Origin of the sequence: Spirosoma validum (assembly GCF_014699035.1) — a bacterium.
Taxonomy (GTDB): domain Bacteria; phylum Bacteroidota; class Bacteroidia; order Cytophagales; family Spirosomataceae; genus Spirosoma; species Spirosoma validum.
The window spans coordinates 456151-477348 of the sequence record NZ_JACXAA010000003.1; the positions used below are offsets into that span (position 1 = coordinate 456151).

Here is a 21198-nt window from a genome sequence, read left to right on the forward strand (position 1 = left end):
ATTTATTAATATATAATTGATTTAATACAGACTGGCCTTTTTGTTTAAGATTTTCACACATCTGTTTCGTTAGCTTTGTTCAATTTAGCGTTTGCGAATACATAACTGCCTAAAGTTGGTTCAGCAGGTTGATCATTTGTCAAAAACATATGACCCCTGAATTTAATTTATCAGAAGGTCATTAACCGATTTGCAAAAATTAATTAGCTACTAATTGGCAATTGCGCTTTGGGTAGTATAATCGTTAGCTAATAGACATTCACAGTCGTTTAGCTAACAAAGAATAAATCTTGAGTTTTTAATAAACTAGTGTACTAACTTCTAAATAAAAAATTATGTTGAATCAAATTGATGATCAAAAAGTTGACCGGTTGGCGGAGTTATTGAATGTATTAGCCGACCCAACCCGTATGCGTATCATATTGGGCTTGACCAAGCCATCATCAATGAGTGCCTTACAGCGGCAACTGCAAATTGGGCAAGCGGCCTTAGCACATCATCTAAGTCAAATGCAGGCCAATGGTCTTTTGAACACAGAACAACGTGACGGCGAGCTTTATTATTTATTGACAGATAGTTCGTTGAACAAGTCTGTAAAGTTGTTACTGACTAAATAGAAGCCATCGAAGTTAGCCTACAACCCCTAGCGAGTATGGCTTATGCAGGGAACCAAAGAAATCCTAATAATTCAGTCGATGGCAAGGTCGAAAAAAGCCACCGAATATATAGGTATAGTCAGTTTATGAAGAAACCGATACTCCCGTAACGTAATATGTAAAATGTGTGTACATTCTTGAACAGGTTCAACAGCCTAATAGCCTACCAGGAGTTTGTGCTATTAGGCTGTTCAGCTAAATACGTTTATCACTAACGTAGTGTCAGGTGAATAGCCATCTCTGTCTGTAGTGTTTTAGCTTCAGCTCTTGCCCGTTCCGCGAAATCAGTACCATTAGATGCATACAGAATACTGCGCGATGCATTAACCAGCAAGCCTCCATTGGGTGTTAAGCCCTGACGAGATACGTCTTCTAAACTGCCTCCCTGGGCTCCTACACCGGGAACAAGTAGGAAATTATCTGGAGCCAGTTCACGAATCCGACTTAGTTCGGCAGCCTGCGTTGCTCCCACGACAAACATTAGTTGATCCGGTCCAGCCCAGGTCTGAGCAGTGGTAATTACTGTTTCAAATAATTCCTGATCGCCAACCTGTTGCCGCTGGAAATCAGCACTGCCTGAATTGGAGGTCAGAGCTAATAAAATGACCCATTTTCCTTCATATGCTAGAAAAGGGGTTACTGAATCGCGACCCATGTACGGGGCTACCGTAACGGAGTCAAATGATAGTCCGGCAGCTGTTTGATCAAAAAATGTGCGAGCGTATAGATCAGATGTGTTACCAATGTCGCCCCGTTTAGCGTCGGCAATCGTAAAGCAATTTTTAGGGATGTATTCAAGCGTTTTCTGAAGACTTTCCCAACCGCGCGGGCCTTGAGCTTCGTAGAACGCAATGTTTGGTTTGTAGGCTACGGTAAGATCAGCGGTAGCGTCGATAATTGCTTTGTTAAATGTAAAAACCGGGTCGGTCTCTGTTGATAAATGGGGGGGCAATTTGCGCGGATCAGTATCTAAGCCAATGCATAAATAAGACTGTTTCTGAACGATCTGCCCGCTTAATTCTGAATAAGTCATGTTACGTTACCAAATCATCAAATAAAATGATTTGGTTCAAAAGTACGACTTACGACATCGGTTTCATAAATTTGCTGCGATCACCAACTATTCATACGAAACAATCTTTCCTATGCAAGTCAGGCACACGGCCATTGAGGGGCTGGTAGAACTTATTCCGCGCATATTTGAAGACGAACGGGGACATTTCTTTGAATCGTACAACAAGCCTTTGTTTGTATCATTAGGCTTGCCCATGGAGTTTGTACAGGATAACCAATCCTTTTCGGTAAAAGGTGTTTTGCGTGGATTGCATATGCAAAACGAGCCATTTGCTCAGGGGAAGCTGGTACGGGTTCTAAGTGGGCAGGTGTTAGATATTGCTGTTGATCTGCGTTCGGATTCACCTACATTCGGTCAGTATGAAACTTTTCTACTGGATGCCCGACTTGCCAATATGGCGTATATACCTGAAGGGTTTGCCCATGGTTTCGTCGCATTAGAAGATAGTGTTTTCAGCTATAAATGCACGAACGTGTATAACAAGGCCGCTGAATCGGGCATTCGATGGAATGATCCTGATCTGAATATCAATTGGGGGGTTAGTAATCCCATCATTTCTGAGAAAGATCAGGAACTGAAATTACTACGGGAAGTCTGCCCACAGGCAGTCGTTTAAGTAAGTGTGCCTGGCGGTGGTGTCAGGTTCGAAAACCTGACACCACCGCCAGGCACACTTACTTAAATATCACTTTTCATACATTTCTTCTATTACTTTCCGCCCCACCTTCCGAGCCGATAGCGGATTCTGGCCAGTTATCAGGCGTTCGTCAACCTCAATATAAGGTAGAAAAGGAATCAAACTTTTGCTGTAAAGCGCATTCCTTTTTCGAAGGGCATCTTCTAACAAAAACGGCACTTCCTCGTCAAGCCGCACGAGCTTTTCTTCCATATTTGAGAATCCCGTTATCTGTCTATTCGTAACAAGCAAAGATCCATCAGATAACGTTACGTTCAGTAAACCGCTGACGCCATGACAAACGGCAGCTACCATGCCACCGTTTTCATACATGTATCGCGTAATACGTTGTAGCGTCGGGTCGTCTGGAAAATCCCACATGGTACCGTGTCCACCGGTCAGATAAAGAATCTGGTAGTTGTCTGGGTTGACGTCATCCAGTCGCAGGGAGTTTTCTAGTTTAGACCGAAAGGTTGGATCATTATACCATTTTTCGTTGATGGTATCGCGTCGGTCTATGCTCTTCTCATCAATCGGGACCATACCACCTTTGGGACTAGCTATATCGTAAGGCAGTTTTCTATCGGCTAGTTCATCGTAAAAGTGGGTAGCCTCATTGAGCCATAAACCCGTTTTGTGTGATTTGGTCGGATAGTCAGTATGGTTTGTACAAACGATGAGCGCGCAATAAGTGGGATCCATACAAAAAGTAGTCTTCTAAATCAGAAACAAAACACCTGTCATGACGTAGCACATCCAGGGTAATTCTCGTGTAATACGAAGATAAGGTGTTTTCATTAGACCGACTATGTCAGGCAAATGATAGCGAACCTGAAAAAACGTTGACGTATGATTTGATTGATTTTCAGACGCTCTCCTAGACCTGATCTCATGCTAACCTGACTACGTTAAACCTTTTTCATTCGGACTTATCCAATAGTTGGCAAAAAGATCCCCAGGCAGATGATTATTTGTCAAAATAAGGTATTGACCTTGTGAATAAATTGTGTTTATATTTGTTGACAAACCGTATTGTACAGACCGCCATGAAAATTGTCACGTATGAATCGCTACAAGCTGAACATGCATGGATGATTGTAGCCGATCAGCTTCAGCAACGTAACAACATGCTGGCTAAGGGTATTTCACATATGGAGCGTAACGCTACCGGATTGCCCATGGCCAGTAGACTGATGATGCTACGTTATCACCTTAAAATGAGCGTGCGTCAGTTAACGCAGGAAGCCCGTCAGCAGCGTTATTCAGTCCAATTAGATAGTCAACTGGCTGAACAATGGCGGCATGTTCATCAGCTGCTATTTCTACTCCGCCAGATTGATACTGAACTCGGTCGGGCAACGAACGAAAGCCAAACGTTACGATCATGGCTGGAATCGCTCGAAGCCCGTGTGTACCGGTCAGCGCTGGTACATTTAAATTAACCACTACAAGTAAATAGCACCTGGTACGTTAGTCTACCACTTATTCAGTTTAGCTAAATTCGCATCCGATACGTCGCCCGACTGAATAAGCAAACGGTGGCGGAACGTAACGGACTGACCGGCTGGTAGCGTATAGTTCATCGCTGGCGCTTTACCATCGGTAAAGACCGAAGGCGCTAATGGATTAGCGGCAAACAAGCCGTAGCCACGAGCGTGCCAATACGTTGGATAACCTACATTTTTTGGGTGATCCATCAGCACTACTGACACGGATTCGTTGCCTAGCTTTCCTGTCAATTTCGTCCATTCGGCACGGGTGCCCCAGACGGCGTCTCCCTCTACGCCCGCACTAGTATGATATAAGCCGGTTACGCCTTCATTGTTCAGGGCGGGAACCTTGGTCGCTACGCCCTGTGCATCAGTAAATACTTCGGGTTTCGTAGAAGGCTGCTCAAGTTGACGAGCCATCCGTAAGGCAATCATGCCTTCTTTATTGTCTTTAAAAACGACGTCTTTATCGGCTGCTTTTAATGTCGAAATTCGATTGATGGCCCGGTTATTGGCTCCAGCCTGAAACTGATACGTTGTTGTTTCCTGAAGCATCACCTTACCGTCTTTGTCGAGCCAGTCGGCTGTAACCACCAGTTCTCCCTGACCATTACCATTTTTCATGGTTTTAACACCCGTGTGAACAATTGTTCCAAAAGGCCCTTTGTGTTCAGGTCCAATAGCCGTTGAGTTGTTCCAGAAATCATGACCGTTGACGTCACCGTAGTTAAACCACATACCAACGTGGTGCGGATGATCAATACGTTCGCCGGGGCGAGGGTCGAGCGGCCAGCCACGCGTAATGAAATTACCACCTGCTGACATGATTGGGTAGAGTACCGGCTTTTTGAGCACCGTCGGTCCAGGATAGATGTAGGCTGTAAATGGTTTCCCGTCGACTGTAACAGAAACGCGTTTCTGCGCTTCATCATGGGTAATTTTAATTGCGTTGGACTGAGCCAGTGCTGGTAACGTTAACCCAGCCAGAAGGATAGTACGAATGAATTGGCGCATCGGTTGATCATTAACAAGTGTAAGAGTTGTATTCGCATTCCGGGCAACTAAAAAACCGCCCCAACCTGAAAAAGGCGGGGCGGTTAAAATGCTACTGAATAAGTAGACCTAAAATTGTGTGTCCGACTAATTACCCGTCAGAATTTTGTTGGTTACTTCCTGGTCGATGGTAATGTAGCCAGGATAATTGATCGATTTATTACCAAGAGAGAGCGTTGGTTTGATCCGAATCGTCAGCTTCGACGGTTGTGTGTTGGCTGCTCCCGACATATTCTGTACCAGTTGAGTAAAGGCATCCCGCGTTTTAGCGTCGGTAATTAACTGATACGCATTTGTACTCAACCGGATCGGTACACGCGTTTTGCCACCGGGTTGTACCTCAATACGTTGGTTCAAAAACCCATTAAACAGTTCCTGACCCGTTAGCAGAACTTTATATTCTAATTGATTGATACCCGCCAGTTTACCAGTAGGATTGGTAATATCCAGGTTTATCCGGGCATCCAGGGGAACGTTACGTGTCAGCAAGCCAGTCGCTAGTCGGGGAAACCGGGCAAAATTGAGATCTTCCAGTTTGCGAAACTCGCGAACATCAACCCCCGCCAGATAGATGCTATCCGCAGAAGCAAGGGTATAGCGACAGTCGCCAAGCGCCTTGGCCTGCGAAATCTGTTGATTAACACTACAGCGGCTAAACAACAAAGGGAAAGCGACTAATACGAAAACAAGTGTTTTTTTCATGATTGGTTGTAAATCGTTTACTATAAACGTTCGACAGCAGGTAAAGGGTTTGGTTTAACCCTTACAAAGCTAAGTTTTCTTAACCTCGCTAGTACGTTCTGTCAACAGATCTAATTATAGACGGTAAAGCCGATTATTGGTCATTCGCATTCCATTCCGTCCTTAGTCAGTTGATTTGCGCGCTTGGTCAGTTGTAACGCATTCGCTATTTTGAATACACTACAACGTATAATTTGCTAATTGGTTTACGATGAGGTTGCTATAAGTTAGGCCCTATAGCTTAACTATTTTTTTATCTTTGCTGTAGTACACTTTCCCATTTTCATGGACAAGCTAACCGCCGACGACCTGATTTACGGGTACATCAACGGTATTTTCCCGATGGCCGACTCCGACGGTACATTATACTGGTATGCACCTGACCCTCGTGCTATTATTCCGATCCATACCTACGAACCCGCAAAATCGCTTCGTCCCGTTCTGAACCGTAACCAGTTTGAGATACGTATCGATACCGCTTTTACCGAAGTCATGCAGTGCTGCTCAAAACCACGTTCTGATGACGACAGTATCTGGATTTCGTCCGAAATCATTAATGCGTATACCGAATTGCATCACATGGGCTTAGCCCACAGCGTCGAGACGTATATTGACAATCAATTGGTTGGCGGTTTGTATGGTGTTGCGTTAGGTTCCGCTTTTTTTGGAGAATCGATGTTTCATCACGTTAGTAATGCCTCTAAAGTAGCCTTTCATCATCTGATCCTGATTTTGCGTCAGCAGCAGTTTACCCTGCTCGATACGCAGTTTATTAACGACAACGTCCGGCGCTACGGAGCCATTGAAATTCCTAAAGCTGACTACCTGAAGCAGCTTAAACTGGCCCTCCGTCACAAAGTCCGTTTTGTAGAACCTGTCGGCAATGAGCAATAGAAACGGCTTATTACGTAATTTTGCCGACTACAATCTGCTATTACGTTCTAATGTCCAGGCCCGTTCTTGTTCTTAAATTTGGTACTGCTTCCATTACAAAACCCACCGGCGAGCCTAATGAGCCAATTATGGTCGACATTGCCCGGCAAGTGGCTTTGTTACATCCATACTATCGCATTGTACTGGTATCGTCAGGAGCGGTAGGAGCTGGAAAGGCGCTGATTCGGGAGTATAAGGGCGACATTACGCAACGCAAAGCCGCAGCGGCTGTCGGTAATCTGTTACTACTTAATCAGTACTCCCGCTTCTTTTCAATCTATGGCATTTCTATTGCGCAAAGCTTGTGCGAGCGCCACCATTTTGCCAGCCGCGATCAGTTTTTGCAACTCAAACAAACCTACGAAGAGCTGTGGGCAAACGATTTGATTCCGATTGCCAACGAAAACGACGTAGTAAGCAATCGTGAACTGAAATTTTCGGACAATGACGAGCTCGCGACGCTTATCGCCGTTGGCTTTGGTGCTAAAGCGATGATGCTTTGTACCTCTGTAGGTGGATTGCTGGATGCCAATGGCCAGATTATCCGGCAAGTCGAGACCTTCGATGAACAAGTATTTGGCGTTGTTCGGACGGATAAATCGTCGCTGGGTTTGGGCGGTATGGCGTCGAAACTGACGTTTGCTAAGTTGGCTACACGCATGGGTATCCGGGTCGTTATTTTCGGATTGAACGAACCCGACAGCCTCGGGCGGGCGTTACGTGGCGAAACGGGTACCGAGTTTCTACCCCAATCGTCTACTTTATCAGCTCGAAATCGCTGGCTTGGTAGCGGCAGTCTGGTTGTGGGCCGTATACAGGTTGATGCCGGTGCGGTACGTGCTTTGCAACAACGACGTAGCTTATTAGCCGTTGGTATCCGGGCCGTACTAGGCGAATTTTCGACCGGCGAAATGATTGAAATTCTAGATGAGAACCAGGAGCCGGTAGCCGTAGCCCGCGTACGGATTTCGTCTGATACGTTATCGCAACAGCTTAATCAGCAAAATGTTGAGGTGGCTAATGCGAATGATATCGTACTTTTGTAACCTATGACACCTATTACGCCCCTGCTCCAATCGGCGCAACAAGCCGCGGCCGTCGTTCGTCGATTGAGTCCTGCTCAGAAAACAGACCTGCTTAATCGTCTAGCGGACGTATTGGCTGTGCATACAACTGAGATTGTGGCTGAGAACCAGAAAGACCTCGACCGGATGCCATCAACTGATCCGAAATACGATCGGTTGAAGCTGACGGAAAGTCGGGTAGCGGATCTGTCGAAGAGTTTGCGTGACGTAGCGGTATTACCCGATCCGGCGGGGGAGGTTCTCCTGGAACGTACCATTGAGCAGGGATTGAAACTCAAAAAAATTGCGGTACCACTGGGTGTTGTAGGCGTCATTTACGAAGCTCGCCCGAACGTAACGGTCGACGTAGCGTCGTTATGTCTGCGCTCTGGAAACGCCTGTGTGCTGAAAGGTGGCAAAGAAGCGGATGCCTCGAACCGGTATTTGGTTGGGCTGATTCAGGGCGTATTAACTGAATTTAACGTACCAAAAGCCGCCGTTACGTTGCTTCCTCCTGACCGGGCGGTTGTTAATGAACTGCTGACGGCCACTCGTTACGTAGATATCATTATCCCACGCGGATCGGATTCACTGATTCAGTTTGTTCGTAAAAACTCGTTGGTGCCAACGATTGAAACCGGCGCTGGCGTATGTCACGCCTATGTTGAGGAATCGGCTGATTTAGACAAAGCCGTGGCCATCGTCGTAAACGCGCGCGTATCACGCCCATCAGTCTGCAATTCGCTCGACTGCGTACTGGTTGACGAAGCTATCGCAGAGCGCTTCTTACCGATGTTAGTCGATGACTTCAACAAGTGGAACGTAGAGGTTTTTGCTGACGAATTGTCTTTCGAGGTTTTCGAAAAAGCGGGCTATACGAACCTGCAACATGCCAAATCAGAGGATTTTGGTCGTGAATTTTTAGATTACAAGTGCGCTGTAAAAGTCGTTGCCGGACTTGACGAAGCGCTGTCGCATATTCAAACCTACTCGTCGCGACATTCTGAAGCGATTCTGTCACAGAATCAGTCCCATATTGACCAGTTCCTGCGCGAAGTAGATGCGGCTGCCGTTTATGCGAATGCGTCTACTCGCTTCACCGATGGTGGCGTCTTTGGTTTAGGGGCCGAAATTGGTATCTCGACTCAAAAACTCCATGCACGTGGACCCTTTGCGCTTGAAAAGCTGGTCACCGAAAAATGGATTGTGGTTGGTGATGGACAGGTACGTTGGTAGAATCATCAACTACTTTACCTGTCTGGACTACCGAACATGGGTTAGAAGTACTTTTTGTGAGAAGAGTCTAACCGCGTCCAGTTAGTAACGATTATCCGATGGCAAAGTGACTGTCTCCAGCCAATATACACGTAGCAACTCAAAATAATTTATCCATTGCTCCGTGGTTAAGGGCTTGGCAATGAATGAGTGAACTCCCAAATCATATGCCCGCTGCACATCTTCTATTGTCTGATAAGCACTGATCGCAATAACAGGTAAACGCGGATAGGTGTGTCGGAGGACCGTCAGGAGGTGCCAGCCGATTTCGGGTTGGGGCAAATAGATGTCCAGTAATATCAGACGGACGGCCTGAGCCTCATTTTTTGAACTAGCCTGCATATACTCGACTGCTTCGGATGTAGTCTGCACAAAAACCGGCCTGGCTTGCGGAAAGCGCTGCCCCAAACCATAACTCATCACTACTTGATGCTCAGGATTGTCTTCAATAATCAGGATAGGAAACGTACGATCTGATCGGGTTGATGGAGTCGTAACGGATGCTGTCATAAATATTACTTATAAACCAGATCGTAAATTTACAGTTAAATGTAAAGATATTCTTTCGGACATACGATTGATTAGATTTAACTTTTGGAATATCAGTGGAAAACAGTCCAACTATTGCCTCACCTTTGATAACGATTGCTGCTTATCTGTTTGCTAAGCGAGAAGTGATTCTCAACAGTTGGTTTACTCGGGTTACGGAAGACCCGGCATCCATAACAGCGGTTACCTTAACCCGTGATGAATTCAACGATCAGATTCCGCTTATTCTGGATATTCTGGATCAACGGCTACGTCATCAAAAACCTAAGCTGAATGCATTAACCATAGCCTCCGAACATGGAATGCACCGCTGGCACAAAGGCTATGGCTTGACCGAACTACTCCAGGAAGTAGCGCACCTGCATACGCTGATTACCCATGAGCTGGAAATTTACGGGTCTATTTATGCCGATACTGAATTGAGCGTCCTATCCAATGCTCATCGTTTAGTGAACGAAATCATGCACGAAGCTATTCAGGGCAGTGCGGCTCAGTATAACGACCTGCAACGGCAGGATGCCTCGCAGCGAGCCACAAATCTTCAACAGGCCTTACAGGCGCTGGATGAACTGACCCGGCAGCGGGGCGAAGTGCTGAGAAATACATCGCATGATCTTCGCAGCCATTTCTCACTGTTGAGCGGGGCTGCCTGGATGCTGGACCAGCCCGGCACAGAGCGGGAACAAAAGCAATGGCGGGATATGTGGCAACGTAATCTGGATAGTGCCGCTACGTTGCTGATGAAGCTGATGGACTTTGCCCGCTTAGAAGCTGGCCAGGAAACTCTGCAAATTGAATCGTTTAATGCAGGAGACTTATTACGACAGATCGCCGGAAGTATTCAGCCTTCAGCTGAGCAACGTCGATTATCATTTGAATGGACCGGACCCGAATCCTTAGTTGTTGATGGTGACCCGATTAAGGTGCAACGGATCGTACAGAACCTACTGACTAATGCCTTAAATCACACCCAGCAAGGATGGATTACATTGAGCTGGAGCCGGGAAGATAATTTTCGCTGGATCGTGAGTGTACAGGATAGCGGACCTGGCTTACCGCCGAATATTGCTGGAGAAGTAGGCCAGGCTTTAGTACCCACAGTTGATTCAACATCCATTTTTCGGGACAGTAATCCGATACAACCTGCACCGGACCCAGAGAAGGCCATCCCTGTTAATCCCTCTCAGCCGAAAGGCGAAGGGATTGGCCTGTTGATTGTCAAAAAGCTTTGTGAACTGTTGCGGGCTGATCTGGATATTGAAACCCGACCTGAAGTGGGTACCTTGTTTCGGGTTCGTTTTCCAATGCACTACACAAAGCATGACTGATTTTCTCTGAGTTGGACTATCCAAAATTAAGAGTGTGTTCGTCGCGATTATATATACATAGGTAAATCAGTAAAATTGTCAAAATTTCTCTCCTGATTGAGGCAGGAGAGAAACTACGTCCTGCTGTTTAATCGACTAGCCTTCAAATCGTTATATTGAGTAATAGTGGATGCTATAATAGCGTAGATTAAGTTTTTAGGCTTTTCTGCCTAAATTCCGCTGTTTTTCGATTATTCCTCGTATTGATCCTGATGAAATTATTGCTCTGCTGGTCACTTGCTTTCCTGACAGCGTCCGTGCTTGCCCAGCCTGCTCCAAAACAAACCCGCTCTACAAGTCGGCCGGAACTCACTGTTGAAACCATTATGCAGGACCCCGATACGTGGGTGGGCTCATCACCCTCCAATCCGTTCTGGTCCGATGATTCCCGAACGCTGTATTTCAACTGGAATCCTGCCAGCGAGCGTACGACAGGAGCGAAAGAGAAGCCAGCCCAGAGTGATTCACTCTATAAAGTGACCTTTAGCACAAATGCCCGGAGTAAACGTTTAACGGCCTCGAAGCCGATTAGAGTTAGTCCGGCTGAACGACGGGTCTTACCAGCGGCTCCGGGCGCGACCTACAATCGGGCCTATACGCAACGGCTGTTTGAGCGGCAGGGCGATTTGTTTTTGCTCGATATAAAATCCGGTTCCATTCGGCAGTTGACCAACACCGTTGAGACGGAAAGCGAACTTACTTTCTCGGGAGACGAACAGCAGGCCATCTTTCGTCGGGGTTCAAATCTGTTTAGTATTGACCTACGAACGGGCGAGCTGACTCAACTCACTGACTTTAAATCCGGGACTAAAAAAGAAGAGCCGAAGCTGACCGACCAGGAGAAGTTTTTGCAACAGGACCAACTGCGGTTGTCGACGGTGTTGAAAGAACGAAAAGACAAGAAAGACGAAGGCGAACGTATCAGCAAAGCCAACCGGCCCAAACGTCCGAAAGAGATTTATTTCGCCGACAAGCAGGTAGTTACTCCGCAACTCAGCCCCGACGGCCAGTTCGTTACGTATCGACTGACCAAATCGGCGGCCAATGCGAAAACGGCTCTCGTGCCTAATTACGTCACCGAATCGGGCTATACAGAGAATATTACGGCTCGTACGAAAGTAGGCGCTCCACCAGCCAGCCAGGAGTTTTTTGTCTACGATATTGCCAATGACACGGTTCGGTCAGTGGATTTGAGCGGCATTCCGGGTATCGGGGACCTACCCGCTTATCTGAAGTCGGCCAGCACTGCCAAGCGCGACACTACCAAAAAAACGCGTCCTGTCATCATCAATGGGCCCATCTGGTCCGATAACGGTAAACTGTGCGTGGTCGTGCTTCGGTCGTTGGATAATAAAGACCGCTGGATTATGCGCCTTGACCTAAACACAAGTCCGACCGCCCCACTAAAACCTTTGCTTCTTGACCGCCAGCACGAGGATACCTGGATTGGCGGCCCGGGTATTAACTGGCAGGGGGGCGGTTCGTCCGCACCAGCTAACATAGGTTTTCTGGCTGATAATCAAACCATCTGGTTTCAGTCGGAAGCTGATGGCTATTCGCACCTGTATACCGTTAACGTGCTGACGAATGCCAGGAAACAACTGACTTCCGGTAAGTTTGAAGTACAACAGGTTAGGCTTTCGAAAGATAAAACGCATTTTTTTCTTCAAACCAACGAAGTGCATCCGGGCGAGCAGCACTATTACCGGATGTCGGCGAATGGTGGTGTCCGAACCCGCCTGACAACCTTAATCGGTGCCAACGACGTAACACTCTCACCTGACGAAACCCGTATGGCTATTCGCTATTCGGCCAGCAATCAGCCCTGGGAGTTATACGCAATGGATGTAAAACCAGAAAAGGACAAAGGAGAAGAGAAAAAAGAAGCTATAAAATTAACCGATTCGCCGACGGAGCGTTTCAAAGAATATCCCTGGCGGGAGCCACAGTTCGTGACCATCCCGGCCCGCGACGGCCAGACGATTTACGCCCGGCTCTATAAACCCGAGAACCCCACGGGTAAATCGGTTGTATTTGTTCATGGAGCTGGTTATTTGCAGAATGCTCACAAATGGTGGAGTCAGTATTTTCGCGAGTATATGTTTCATAACCTGCTCGCAGATAAGGGCTATACGGTGCTCGACATCGACTACCGGGCTAGCGCAGGATACGGACGCGACTGGCGCACGGGCATCTACCGATACATGGGTGGGAAAGATCTGGAAGATCATGTCGATGCGGCAAAGTGGCTTGTGCAGATGCAGGGCGTCGATGCCAGTCGCATCGGCATTTATGGGGGATCATACGGAGGCTTCATTACGCTCATGGCCATGTTCACTACTCCCGACGTCTTCAAGGCTGGAGCAGCTCTCCGGCCCGTAACGGACTGGGCCGCCTACAACCATGGGTACACGGCTAACATCTTAAATGAACCGCAATTAGATTCACTGGCGTACCGCCGTTCGTCGCCTATTTATTATGCTGAAGGGCTAAAAGGTCATCTACTTATCTGTCACGGCATGGTCGACGTAAACGTGCATTTTCAGGATGCTGTTCAGTTGGCGCAACGGCTCATCGAACTCAAAAAAGAGAACTGGGAACTAGCCGTTTACCCCGTCGAAGACCATTCTTTTGTGGAACCGACAAGCTGGATGGATGAATACAAGCGGATTCTGAAACTGTTCGAAGAACGATTATGATTCGTTAACATGACTTATACTTACCCCGCCGAAGCTCTGACTGGGTAATTTATATTATCAATACCCGTAATACCTGCCCCACCATTTCTGCAAACTACGTCGGATTTCGTCTTCGCGGGTATTGTGAATCTATGGAAGCTGCCAACTATGCTTCGATCGGCTCTTGATATACTTTTATTAGTTGAGTAGCTGCTAATACCGGAAGCGCGTAGGTTACACCATTTAAGTCTGCAAATTCAACAAGAAAGCTTCCATTACCGAATACCTCAACAATAGCCCCTAAGCTGCCCTTTCGTAATTTTTCAGTGGGCAGATCGGAAAGTAATACAACGGTGTCTAATAAGTCGGGAGTGTCCATAGTTTTCCGATTTAAAGGTTTACGTAACAACTGACTAAACGTGGAAACGATTCGCCAAAGAGAATAATCCAGGCTGTTGTAACAGTGGCTTTTTGGCCTTGATTGGCCATATCGAAATCCACTACGTATAAATCTCCCTGTTGGTTCTATCCATTAGCCTGGGTCTCATTCAGCAAAACTATGGTCAAAATCGTTTCTTTAAGCAATAAGTAATCTATTGCAGTAAGCCCCAGGGCCGATTTAAACACCCGGGCTTTATGTTTCCCAGTAATATGTGTTTCTGATAAACAATAGCCAACTAGTTTTTGATCATCAATATAGGCTTTTTCAGCAAATGGTAAGAGCATAGAATGAACCGAACAAAACAACTATCAATTTTAATACCCGTACCAGTCTCCCCACCATTTCTGCAAACTACGGCGGATTTCGGCTTCGCGGGCGTTCTGACCCGGTTCGTAAAACTTGCGCCCTTTTAGGTCATCGGGCAGGAAGTTTTGCTGGACAAAGTTTCCTTCGTGCGAATGAGCGTACTGGTAATCTTTACCATAACCAATCTGCTTCATGAGCTTCGTAGGCGCGTTACGTAAATGCAGCGGAACGGGTAAGTGTGCGGTCTGTTCCGCCTGCGCCAATGCATCATCGATTGCTACGTAGCTTGCGTTACTCTTAGGCGAAGTCGCCAGATAAACCGCTACTTGTGACAAAATGATACGTCCCTCTGGCATGCCGATTGCCCGAATAGCCTGCACTGCTTCCGAGGCCATAATCATGGCGGTTGGATTTGCATTGCCAATATCTTCCGAAGCCATAATCAGCATCCGTCGGGCAATGAACACCGGATCTTCGCCAGCGACAATCATCCGCGCCATCCAATACAAGGCCGCGTTTGGATCGGAACCACGTAATGATTTAATAAAGGCTGAGATAATATCATAATGCTGTTCACCCGATTTATCGTAGCGGGCAATATTCTGCTGCGCTACGGTAGTTACTCCTTCGTCGGTAATCACTAACGGATCGGATGACACGTGTGCTGAAGCAACTAACTCCAGCAGATTTAGCAGCTTACGCCCATCGCCACCTGATAAACGTAGCAGGGCATCGTATGACTCGACCGTAATCTTTTTAGACTGTAAAAACGTATCCTGCGCAATGGCCCGATCGACAACCTGAATCAACTCATCGCGACTGAGAACTTCCAGAATATACACCTGACAACGCGACAATAACGCGCTGTTTACTTCAAACGAAGGGTTTTCCGTTGTTGCCCCGATCAGGGTTATCTGCCCTTTCTCGACAGCGCCGAGCAGCGCATCCTGCTGACTTTTGTTGAACCGATGAATTTCATCAATAAAAACCACGGGTGGAAACATACCACTCGGTCGACTTAATACGTCCCGGATTTCTTTAACTCCCGAGTTAATCGCGCTTAAGGCTATAAAAGGGCGATTGACGGCTTCGGCTAGCAGCAACGCCAGTGTAGTTTTACCAACGCCCGGTGGCCCCCACAAGATCATGGAGGGCAATCGTCCGGAAGTGACAGCCCGACGTAGTGCACCAGTTGGGCCGATAAGTTTACGTTGACCAATTACGTCGTCAAGGGTGCGCGGGCGAACCCGCTCGGGCAATGGCGTTGAGTCTGTATTCATTCAGCGAAGTTACTCGATTGAGGAGAAGGGAGGAAGGGGAGAAGAGGGAAGAAAGGGAGAAAAGATTATGATGCCTTCGTCTCTTCTCAATAAAAAAGACCCAGCAGCCTGAAATAGCTACCGGGTCTTCATTCAAGGTTAGGAATAGTCAGCGTCAGAGCGACACATTTTCAAGCGTAACATAACGCTTGAGGTTGCTCATAGCACCAAAAATTAAATTATAAACAGACTGGATATTGATTTGCATGAGGGCCGAAATCTCTTCATTGCTCATATTCTGAAAATATCGCAGGTGAACCGCTTCACGCTGACGGCGGGGTAATTTGTCAAGGGCCTGATGGAGACAATCGTTCATAAACGAATCTTCTTCGTGGGCAATCAACAGGTTTTCGTGCGACGGATCAGCTCCGGGAAGCATATCGCCTACCCGCCGACCGTTGGTGATTTCGTCCTGGCTAACTAGCTTCTGCTCAGCCGTAAGATGACGAACCAGCTTCCGTTTAATGGATGCCATCAGGTAAAACCGCACGGAGGTGGTTGGGCCGATGGTGGTACGGTGCTTCCAGAGTTCAACGAACAGATCGTGGATGCAGTCTTTGATCAGTGCCCGATCCGTAGCGAAGTGGGCGCAATAATGGTAGAGGGTTTGAACATAATTTTGATACAATCGGGCAAACGCATTTTCATCGCCACTGCGAAACTGATTCCAAAGGGTTTCGTCATCGGGGCCGTTGTGAGTACGGGAGCGAGCCATGATAGGGTAAGTAAAGGTTAGGAATAGCCTTGAGGTCTGTAAACTTACCGATAAAAAATAGAATTAAAAAAGTAATTAAATAAAATTTTTTTTTGTCACTCTTTCACTATTTGAAGAGGCACAAAACTGAATCGTTTTCCGTCGAACAGACCCTTGTCACTGAGTTTCAGGTTGGGAATAACCACCAGGGCCATAAAGGAAAGCGTCATGAAAGGAGCCGCCAGGGTGCTGCCTAACTCCTGCTTGGCAAATTGGTCGAGTGACGAATACTGCATTGCTACGTCGTAGCCGTCCGAATCGGTCATTAACCCGGCCACGGGCAGCGGTAAAACTTGCTCACTGGTGCCGGTAGTTAACTTCAAAAAGTCACGGCGACTCATGCGCTCATCATCGCTTTTATGCGCAGCTGCTCCGGCTACGGCCGATAAGCCGCCCTGCGCTTCAATGACTAAATTGATCGCTCGACAAAGGCTCTCGTCATCACAACCAACGGCGGTAATATTATGGGAATCGTGCCCGACAGAAGAAGCAATAGCGCCTTGTTTCAAGCCAACGTTTTTAATAAAGGCAACCGCAGGCGGGACATCCTGATACCGGTTAACGACCACCAATTTTAAAATATCCCGCTCAACGTCTGGTACAATCTGACCGTCCTCTACTTTCGGTTCGAGCTGTATTTCATTCGTGATCAACTGCCCATCGAGCGCTTCAATGACCCGTATTACGTTTGCTGAATCACCGGAATTCGCCGAAGACGTAACGTGTACGGCAAAATCGTCTGGGTTTTTTGGCGAACAATTGAATTGATTGACGTGCTCACTCCGTAAATCTGGAATAGTGGATTGTCCATCTTCGGCAACGATCTGGCCGTTGATGACCGTTTGCTGCACCCGCAAATCCTGCAACGTATCGACCACAATGTAATCGGCAGGATCGCCTTCCCGTAATAAGCCAACGGGCAACCGATAATGCAACACTGGATTCAAACAGGCAGCCCGCAGTACGTTCCAGAGGGAATGTCCCTTTGCCAAAGCCCGAATCACCAATTGGTTGATATGTCCTTCGGCCAACGTATCGGGATGTTTATCATCGGAGCAAAACATGATTTGCGCCGGGAACTGGCTCAATAGCGGAATCAGCGCGTCGAAATTACGGGCGGCACTTCCTTCCCGGATCAGGATGTGCATACCCCGACGCGCTTTATCAAGGCCTTCTTCATACGTAAAGCATTCATGATCAGTGCTGATACCGGCATCGATATAGCGCTGAGCGTCGTCGCCGGTTAAGCCGGGCGCGTGACCATCGACGGGCTTGTTGAACGCTTTTGCCAGCGCAATTTTTGCCATTACGTCCGGGTCCTGATGCAATACGCCCGGAAAATTCATCATCTCGGCCAGATAGCCGATTTCCTTCATCGCCAGAAGTTGCCGAACGTCCTGAACGTCGATGAGAGCACCCGCTGTTTCGAACGTAGTGGCCGGCACGCACGACGGGGCGCCAAACATAAATTTGAATGGTACGCGCCGACCTTCTTCGATCATATAGTTGACACCCGCAACGCCCAGTACGTTGCCAATCTCATGCGGGTCGGACACCGTGGCAACTGTACCGTGTACGACGGCTAACCGCGCAAACTGCGGAGGTGTCAACAGCGAGCTTTCAACGTGAACATGCGCATCGACAAAACCGGGTAGTACGTAGGGTTCGCCAGGACGTTCGGGACCGAGTCGCTGAATGTGAGAAATTCGACCGTCGGTAACCGTAATGGTTCCGTAAAAAATTGCCTGATCAAACAGGTTCAGAATATTCGCCGTAATCATAAATCAGATGCGGATAAATAAATTCCGGCGGTACATCCACCGAAGAATCAGGTAAAAAATGCCCAGCGTAACAGCACCAATCAATAGTTTTTCGTAGGACGGACCAAAGATCAGGAAGGGGCCATGCCCGAGGTGTGTATATAACGACGTAATGATGAAGCTGTCGATCAGATGCACCAGGCAATAAATAGCAATGGAATTCATGCCAACAACGACAAGTGGAAAAGCCCAGGCTCGTTTTTCCTTTACGTCGATAACGTAGTAGAAGAGAGCCAAAAGCCAAAAGCACCAGCCTCCGCTGAATAATACCCAGGCGGGTGTCCAGATACGTTTCACGACGGGGCAGATTCCCAAAACGTGCAACAGAATGCCCGATGCAAGACCAATGGCTCCGGCCAGTAAAAACCGTTTCAGAACTTCCCGCTGGCTAATCCCCGACCGCAACCATCGACCAGCCTGCAAACCCAGAATCATCGTGCCGAGCGTAGGGATGAAACTAAGTGTAGCGTAACCTCCTCCGTTAAATAAAAAGGGTTTTTCGCGCGGAAACAGATTCAGGAACCACGTATCAAATGCCCACGCCAGATTACTGTTTTTATTGAAACGCGCCATCAAACCCGTATAAAACTCAGACCAGTCGGGTGGAACCCCCACAGCGGTATAATCGAAAGTAGATCCGGGGGCCGGATAGATTACAAACGCCAGCCAATAGGCAAACAGAATCAGGCCGAAGGCAATCCAGGTGATTCGGGGTTTGGCATAGCCCAGCAAGAAAAGAAAGGGATAGCCAAGACCAATTTGCGTAAGGGTATCTTCAAATGTAAATCTCGTTTGTTCGGAATGAGTGGAGCGCAAAAAGATGCCAAGCAAAATCAGAATCAGCGATCGACGTACGGCCCGTCCAAACAGTTTGCCAAATCCATGTCCCAGCGTAGCCCGGCTGGCCACTGAATAGGGCAACGCTACGCCCACCAGGAAAGAAAAAGAAGGCTGAATTAAGTCGTGCAAGGAACAACCCGCCCATTCAACATGACTCTGATGATGGGCCAGAAATGCCCAGAAAGCACTAGCTGGAAAAGCTTCGTGCAAGCGATCGAATTGCAAAAGTTCGGCCGCCATCAACGTCATGACAAAACCCCGGTAGACGTCCATCGACATCAACCGACCAGCCAGGAAAGGGCTTGGCGCAGTAGATAAAGGTTGGGGCATAAGATCGGTAGGATTCGGACGTTAAAACTTGGTACTGTCTGGCACATTCGCAAGCGAAGAACACAAACTTTTTAGGAAAGGCTGGTATATTTCGCCCAAAGACGTCTCTTTAAATTAAAAATCCGTTTTCCAATGTCTGCTCGTGTATTGAAAGTTCATCCCGCCGATAATGTAATTGTTGCTTTACGGGATCTGTCGGCTGGCGAACAAATTGACTTCGGGAATGATACGTATACCCTCCCTTATGCCGTTAGCGCCAAGCATAAATTCGTGACTGAAGATCGTCAGCCCGGCGATCCAATTACCATGTATGGCGTACTGGTCGGGAAAGCCACTCAGCCTATTCGCCGGGGTGAATCCATCACTACGTTTAATCTTAAACACGACGCCGATCGCTACGGTCTCGATAAAAAGCAACCGTATTCCTGGCAACCTCCCGACGTTTCGCCCTGGCAGGGCCGTACGTTCATGGGTTACCACCGCGCTGATGGCAGTGTAGGAACCCGCAATTACTGGCTGGTTGTACCCCTGGTTTTTTGCGAGAATCGGAACGTATTGATTCTGAAAGATGCTTTTGAACGGGAGCTGGGCTACTCGCAACCCGATACGTACCGCGATCAGGTTCATGAACTGCTGAGTTTGTATAAGGCGGGCGATATGAGCGTCATCAAAAAGATGGAACCGTTTGTCGCCGAGTCGCAGAATCAGACGCTGGCGCATCCAGCCAAATTGATAAATCGTCCGTTTAAAAACGTTGATGGCATTAAGTTTCTGACGCATGAAATGGGTTGTGGGGGCACCCGGCAGGATTCAGCTTATCTGGGTTCATTGCTGTCTGGGTTCATCAACAATCCGAACGTAGCCGGAGCGACGGTACTTAGTCTGGGTTGCCAGCATTTGCAGGTCGATATGGTTGCAGCGGAGATCAAACGGCAGAATCCGAAGTTTGACAAGCCGCTGTTGCTGTTCGAACAACAGGCCGGAACCGAGTATGCGCTGATGGCGCAGGCCGTGAAAGAAACGTTTCTCGGTTTGATCGAAATCAACAAACTCGAACGCCAGCCCGCTCCACTCAGCGCCTTAACGGTTGGTCTGAAATGCGGTGGTTCCGATGGGTTTTCGGGTATATCGGCCAATCCCGTTCTGGGCCATCTGTCAGACACGCTCGTTACGTTGGGCGGCAAAACGGTATTGGCTGAATTTCCGGAGCTGAACGGCGTCGAGCAGGAGCTTATCAACCGCACCGACGACAATGCCAAAGCGCAGAAGTTCATTACGTTAATGGGCGATTATTCAGCGCAGGCCGAAGCCGTTGGCTCGGGTTTCGACATGAATCCGTCACCGGGAAATATTAAGGATGGATTGATTACGGATGCGATCAAGTCAGCGGGAGCCGCTAAGAAAGGTGGTAACGCGCCCGTTGCCGATGTACTGGATTATGCTGAACCCGCCACGACACCCGGTCTGAGTCTGCTTTGTACACCTGGCAACGATGTAGAAGCAACAACAGGCATGGCCGGATCAGGGACCAACGTTATTTTGTTCACGACGGGTTTGGGTACGCCCACCGGCAATCCGATCTGTCCGGTCGTGAAGGTGTCGACTAATACAAAATTGAAAAACCGGATGCCCGATGTCATTGATTTCGACAGTGGTCCAATCATTGATGGTGCCCAAAGTATTGAACAAAACGCTGATGCTCTGCTCGAATACATTATCAGCCTGGCATCAGGTGATCTAATAACGCAGGCCGAACGGCTTGGTCAGGACGATTTTATTCCCTGGAAACGGGGCGTGTCACTTTAGAGGGAGGAAAAGGAGGAAGGAAGA

19 protein-coding genes and 1 pseudogene are annotated in these 21198 nt (G+C 47.8%); 9 read left to right on the top strand and 11 right to left on the bottom strand.

The genetic code is table 11. The features are described 5' to 3' along the window. Positions 1–335 precede the first annotated feature (335 nt). On the top strand, positions 336–617 hold the full coding sequence (locus IC230_RS10670; protein ID WP_191038972.1) for an ArsR/SmtB family transcription factor: 282 nt from the start codon (positions 336–338) through the stop codon (positions 615–617). Positions 618–867: 250 nt separating this feature from the next. Here the strand turns inward: IC230_RS10670 and pyrF are convergent, their stop codons facing one another. Continuing rightward, positions 868–1689 carry an orotidine-5'-phosphate decarboxylase gene (gene pyrF / locus IC230_RS10675; protein ID WP_191038973.1) on the bottom strand — a complete coding sequence of 274 codons (822 nt, stop codon included), beginning with the start codon at positions 1687–1689 and terminating at the stop codon, positions 868–870. Between the two features lie 112 nt (positions 1690–1801). Here pyrF and rfbC point away from each other — a divergent pair, with 112 nt between their 5' ends. Continuing rightward, positions 1802–2347 carry a dTDP-4-dehydrorhamnose 3,5-epimerase gene (gene rfbC / locus IC230_RS10680; protein ID WP_191038974.1) on the top strand — a complete coding sequence of 182 codons (546 nt, stop codon included), beginning with the start codon at positions 1802–1804 and terminating at the stop codon, positions 2345–2347. A gap of 69 nt (positions 2348–2416) precedes the next feature. Here rfbC and IC230_RS10685 read toward each other — a convergent pair whose 3' ends face one another. Beyond that, complete coding sequence (locus IC230_RS10685) at positions 2417–3109, bottom strand: type 1 glutamine amidotransferase domain-containing protein (protein WP_191038975.1); 693 nt, start codon at positions 3107–3109, stop codon at positions 2417–2419. 344 nt (positions 3110–3453) lie between these two features. On the opposite strand from IC230_RS10685, the gene IC230_RS10690 reads away from it, so the two are divergent. Beyond that, the gene (locus IC230_RS10690; RefSeq protein ID WP_191038976.1) at positions 3454–3849 is read left to right on the top strand and encodes a hypothetical protein; all 396 of its coding nucleotides are present in this window, start codon (positions 3454–3456) and stop codon (positions 3847–3849) included. 33 nt (positions 3850–3882) lie between these two features. On the opposite strand, the gene IC230_RS10695 is transcribed toward IC230_RS10690, so the two are convergent. Both IC230_RS10695 and IC230_RS10700 read right to left on the bottom strand, forming a co-directional pair. Then, positions 3883–4911: a DUF6807 domain-containing protein gene (locus IC230_RS10695; RefSeq protein ID WP_191038977.1), complete on the bottom strand. Its 1029-nt coding sequence runs from the start codon at positions 4909–4911 to the stop codon at positions 3883–3885. A gap of 126 nt (positions 4912–5037) precedes the next feature. Then, positions 5038–5652, bottom strand: a complete 615-nt coding sequence (locus IC230_RS10700) for a hypothetical protein (RefSeq protein ID WP_191038978.1) — start codon at positions 5650–5652, stop codon at positions 5038–5040. Positions 5653–5976: 324 nt separating this feature from the next. Here IC230_RS10700 and aat point away from each other — a divergent pair, with 324 nt between their 5' ends. Genes aat through IC230_RS10715 form a run of 3 tightly spaced genes read left to right on the top strand, consistent with a single transcriptional unit; the run spans position 5977 to position 8924 of the window. Further along, a complete protein-coding gene (gene aat, locus IC230_RS10705) occupies positions 5977–6585 on the top strand; it encodes a leucyl/phenylalanyl-tRNA--protein transferase (RefSeq protein WP_191038979.1) in 609 nt (202 codons plus the stop codon). Between the two features lie 50 nt (positions 6586–6635). After that, complete coding sequence (gene proB / locus IC230_RS10710; RefSeq protein ID WP_191038980.1) at positions 6636–7670, top strand: glutamate 5-kinase; 1035 nt, start codon at positions 6636–6638, stop codon at positions 7668–7670. A gap of 3 nt (positions 7671–7673) precedes the next feature. Next, complete coding sequence (locus IC230_RS10715) at positions 7674–8924, top strand: glutamate-5-semialdehyde dehydrogenase (RefSeq protein ID WP_191038981.1); 1251 nt, start codon at positions 7674–7676, stop codon at positions 8922–8924. A gap of 81 nt (positions 8925–9005) precedes the next feature. Here the strand turns inward: IC230_RS10715 and IC230_RS10720 are convergent, their stop codons facing one another. Next, positions 9006–9473, bottom strand: a complete 468-nt coding sequence (locus tag IC230_RS10720) for a response regulator (RefSeq protein WP_191038982.1) — start codon at positions 9471–9473, stop codon at positions 9006–9008. 125 nt (positions 9474–9598) lie between these two features. On the opposite strand from IC230_RS10720, the gene IC230_RS10725 reads away from it, so the two are divergent. Together IC230_RS10725 and IC230_RS10730 are read left to right on the top strand one after the other, a co-directional pair. Further along, entirely contained in the window at positions 9599–10840 is a 1242-nt protein-coding gene (locus IC230_RS10725; protein WP_191038983.1) for a sensor histidine kinase, read from the top strand. A 251-nt stretch (positions 10841–11091) separates the two neighbouring features. Continuing rightward, entirely contained in the window at positions 11092–13578 is a 2487-nt protein-coding gene (locus IC230_RS10730) for a S9 family peptidase (RefSeq protein ID WP_191038984.1), read from the top strand. Between the two features lie 145 nt (positions 13579–13723). On the opposite strand, the gene IC230_RS10735 is transcribed toward IC230_RS10730, so the two are convergent. The 6 genes and pseudogenes from IC230_RS10735 to IC230_RS10760 all read right to left on the bottom strand — a co-directional run bounded on the left by IC230_RS10735 (position 13724) and on the right by IC230_RS10760 (position 19311). After that, positions 13724–13936 (bottom strand): DUF4926 domain-containing protein, encoded by a 213-nt coding sequence (locus IC230_RS10735; RefSeq protein WP_191038985.1) that lies wholly within the window; start codon positions 13934–13936, stop codon positions 13724–13726. A gap of 11 nt (positions 13937–13947) precedes the next feature. After that, positions 13948–14283: pseudogene (locus IC230_RS34770) on the bottom strand (DUF6883 domain-containing protein). Between the two features lie 30 nt (positions 14284–14313). Next, positions 14314–15585, bottom strand: coding sequence for a replication-associated recombination protein A (locus tag IC230_RS10745; RefSeq protein ID WP_191038986.1), 1272 nt, complete (start codon positions 15583–15585; stop codon positions 14314–14316). A 154-nt stretch (positions 15586–15739) separates the two neighbouring features. Next, positions 15740–16339, bottom strand: coding sequence for an RNA polymerase sigma factor (locus IC230_RS10750; protein WP_191038987.1), 600 nt, complete (start codon positions 16337–16339; stop codon positions 15740–15742). Between the two features lie 95 nt (positions 16340–16434). After that, entirely contained in the window at positions 16435–18159 is a 1725-nt protein-coding gene (gene ade, locus IC230_RS10755; protein WP_191038988.1) for an adenine deaminase, read from the bottom strand. A 3-nt stretch (positions 18160–18162) separates the two neighbouring features. Next, positions 18163–19311, bottom strand: coding sequence for an acyltransferase family protein (locus IC230_RS10760; RefSeq protein WP_191039305.1), 1149 nt, complete (start codon positions 19309–19311; stop codon positions 18163–18165). Positions 19312–19500: 189 nt separating this feature from the next. Here IC230_RS10760 and IC230_RS10765 point away from each other — a divergent pair, with 189 nt between their 5' ends. Continuing rightward, complete coding sequence (locus IC230_RS10765) at positions 19501–21174, top strand: UxaA family hydrolase (protein WP_191038989.1); 1674 nt, start codon at positions 19501–19503, stop codon at positions 21172–21174. Positions 21175–21198 lie beyond the last annotated feature (24 nt).

Bases quoted from the DNA above. Each gene is read 5' to 3' on its own strand.
- IC230_RS10670 (WP_191038972.1), top strand. From the start codon at position 336: ATGTTGAATCAAATTGATGATCAAAAAGTTGACCGGTTGGCGGAGTTA.
- pyrF (WP_191038973.1), bottom strand. From the start codon at position 1,689: ATGACTTATTCAGAATTAAGCGGGCAGATCGTTCAGAAACAGTCTTAT.
- rfbC (WP_191038974.1), top strand. From the start codon at position 1,802: ATGCAAGTCAGGCACACGGCCATTGAGGGGCTGGTAGAACTTATTCCG.
- IC230_RS10685 (WP_191038975.1), bottom strand. From the start codon at position 3,109: ATGGATCCCACTTATTGCGCGCTCATCGTTTGTACAAACCATACTGAC.
- IC230_RS10690 (WP_191038976.1), top strand. From the start codon at position 3,454: ATGAAAATTGTCACGTATGAATCGCTACAAGCTGAACATGCATGGATG.
- IC230_RS10695 (WP_191038977.1), bottom strand. From the start codon at position 4,911: ATGCGCCAATTCATTCGTACTATCCTTCTGGCTGGGTTAACGTTACCA.
- IC230_RS10700 (WP_191038978.1), bottom strand. From the start codon at position 5,652: ATGAAAAAAACACTTGTTTTCGTATTAGTCGCTTTCCCTTTGTTGTTT.
- aat (WP_191038979.1), top strand. From the start codon at position 5,977: ATGGACAAGCTAACCGCCGACGACCTGATTTACGGGTACATCAACGGT.
- proB (WP_191038980.1), top strand. From the start codon at position 6,636: ATGTCCAGGCCCGTTCTTGTTCTTAAATTTGGTACTGCTTCCATTACA.
- IC230_RS10715 (WP_191038981.1), top strand. From the start codon at position 7,674: ATGACACCTATTACGCCCCTGCTCCAATCGGCGCAACAAGCCGCGGCC.
- IC230_RS10720 (WP_191038982.1), bottom strand. From the start codon at position 9,473: ATGACAGCATCCGTTACGACTCCATCAACCCGATCAGATCGTACGTTT.
- IC230_RS10730 (WP_191038984.1), top strand. From the start codon at position 11,092: ATGAAATTATTGCTCTGCTGGTCACTTGCTTTCCTGACAGCGTCCGTG.
- IC230_RS10735 (WP_191038985.1), bottom strand. From the start codon at position 13,936: ATGGACACTCCCGACTTATTAGACACCGTTGTATTACTTTCCGATCTG.
- IC230_RS10745 (WP_191038986.1), bottom strand. From the start codon at position 15,585: ATGAATACAGACTCAACGCCATTGCCCGAGCGGGTTCGCCCGCGCACC.
- IC230_RS10750 (WP_191038987.1), bottom strand. From the start codon at position 16,339: ATGGCTCGCTCCCGTACTCACAACGGCCCCGATGACGAAACCCTTTGG.
- ade (WP_191038988.1), bottom strand. From the start codon at position 18,159: ATGATTACGGCGAATATTCTGAACCTGTTTGATCAGGCAATTTTTTAC.
- IC230_RS10760 (WP_191039305.1), bottom strand. From the start codon at position 19,311: ATGGACGTCTACCGGGGTTTTGTCATGACGTTGATGGCGGCCGAACTT.
- IC230_RS10765 (WP_191038989.1), top strand. From the start codon at position 19,501: ATGTCTGCTCGTGTATTGAAAGTTCATCCCGCCGATAATGTAATTGTT.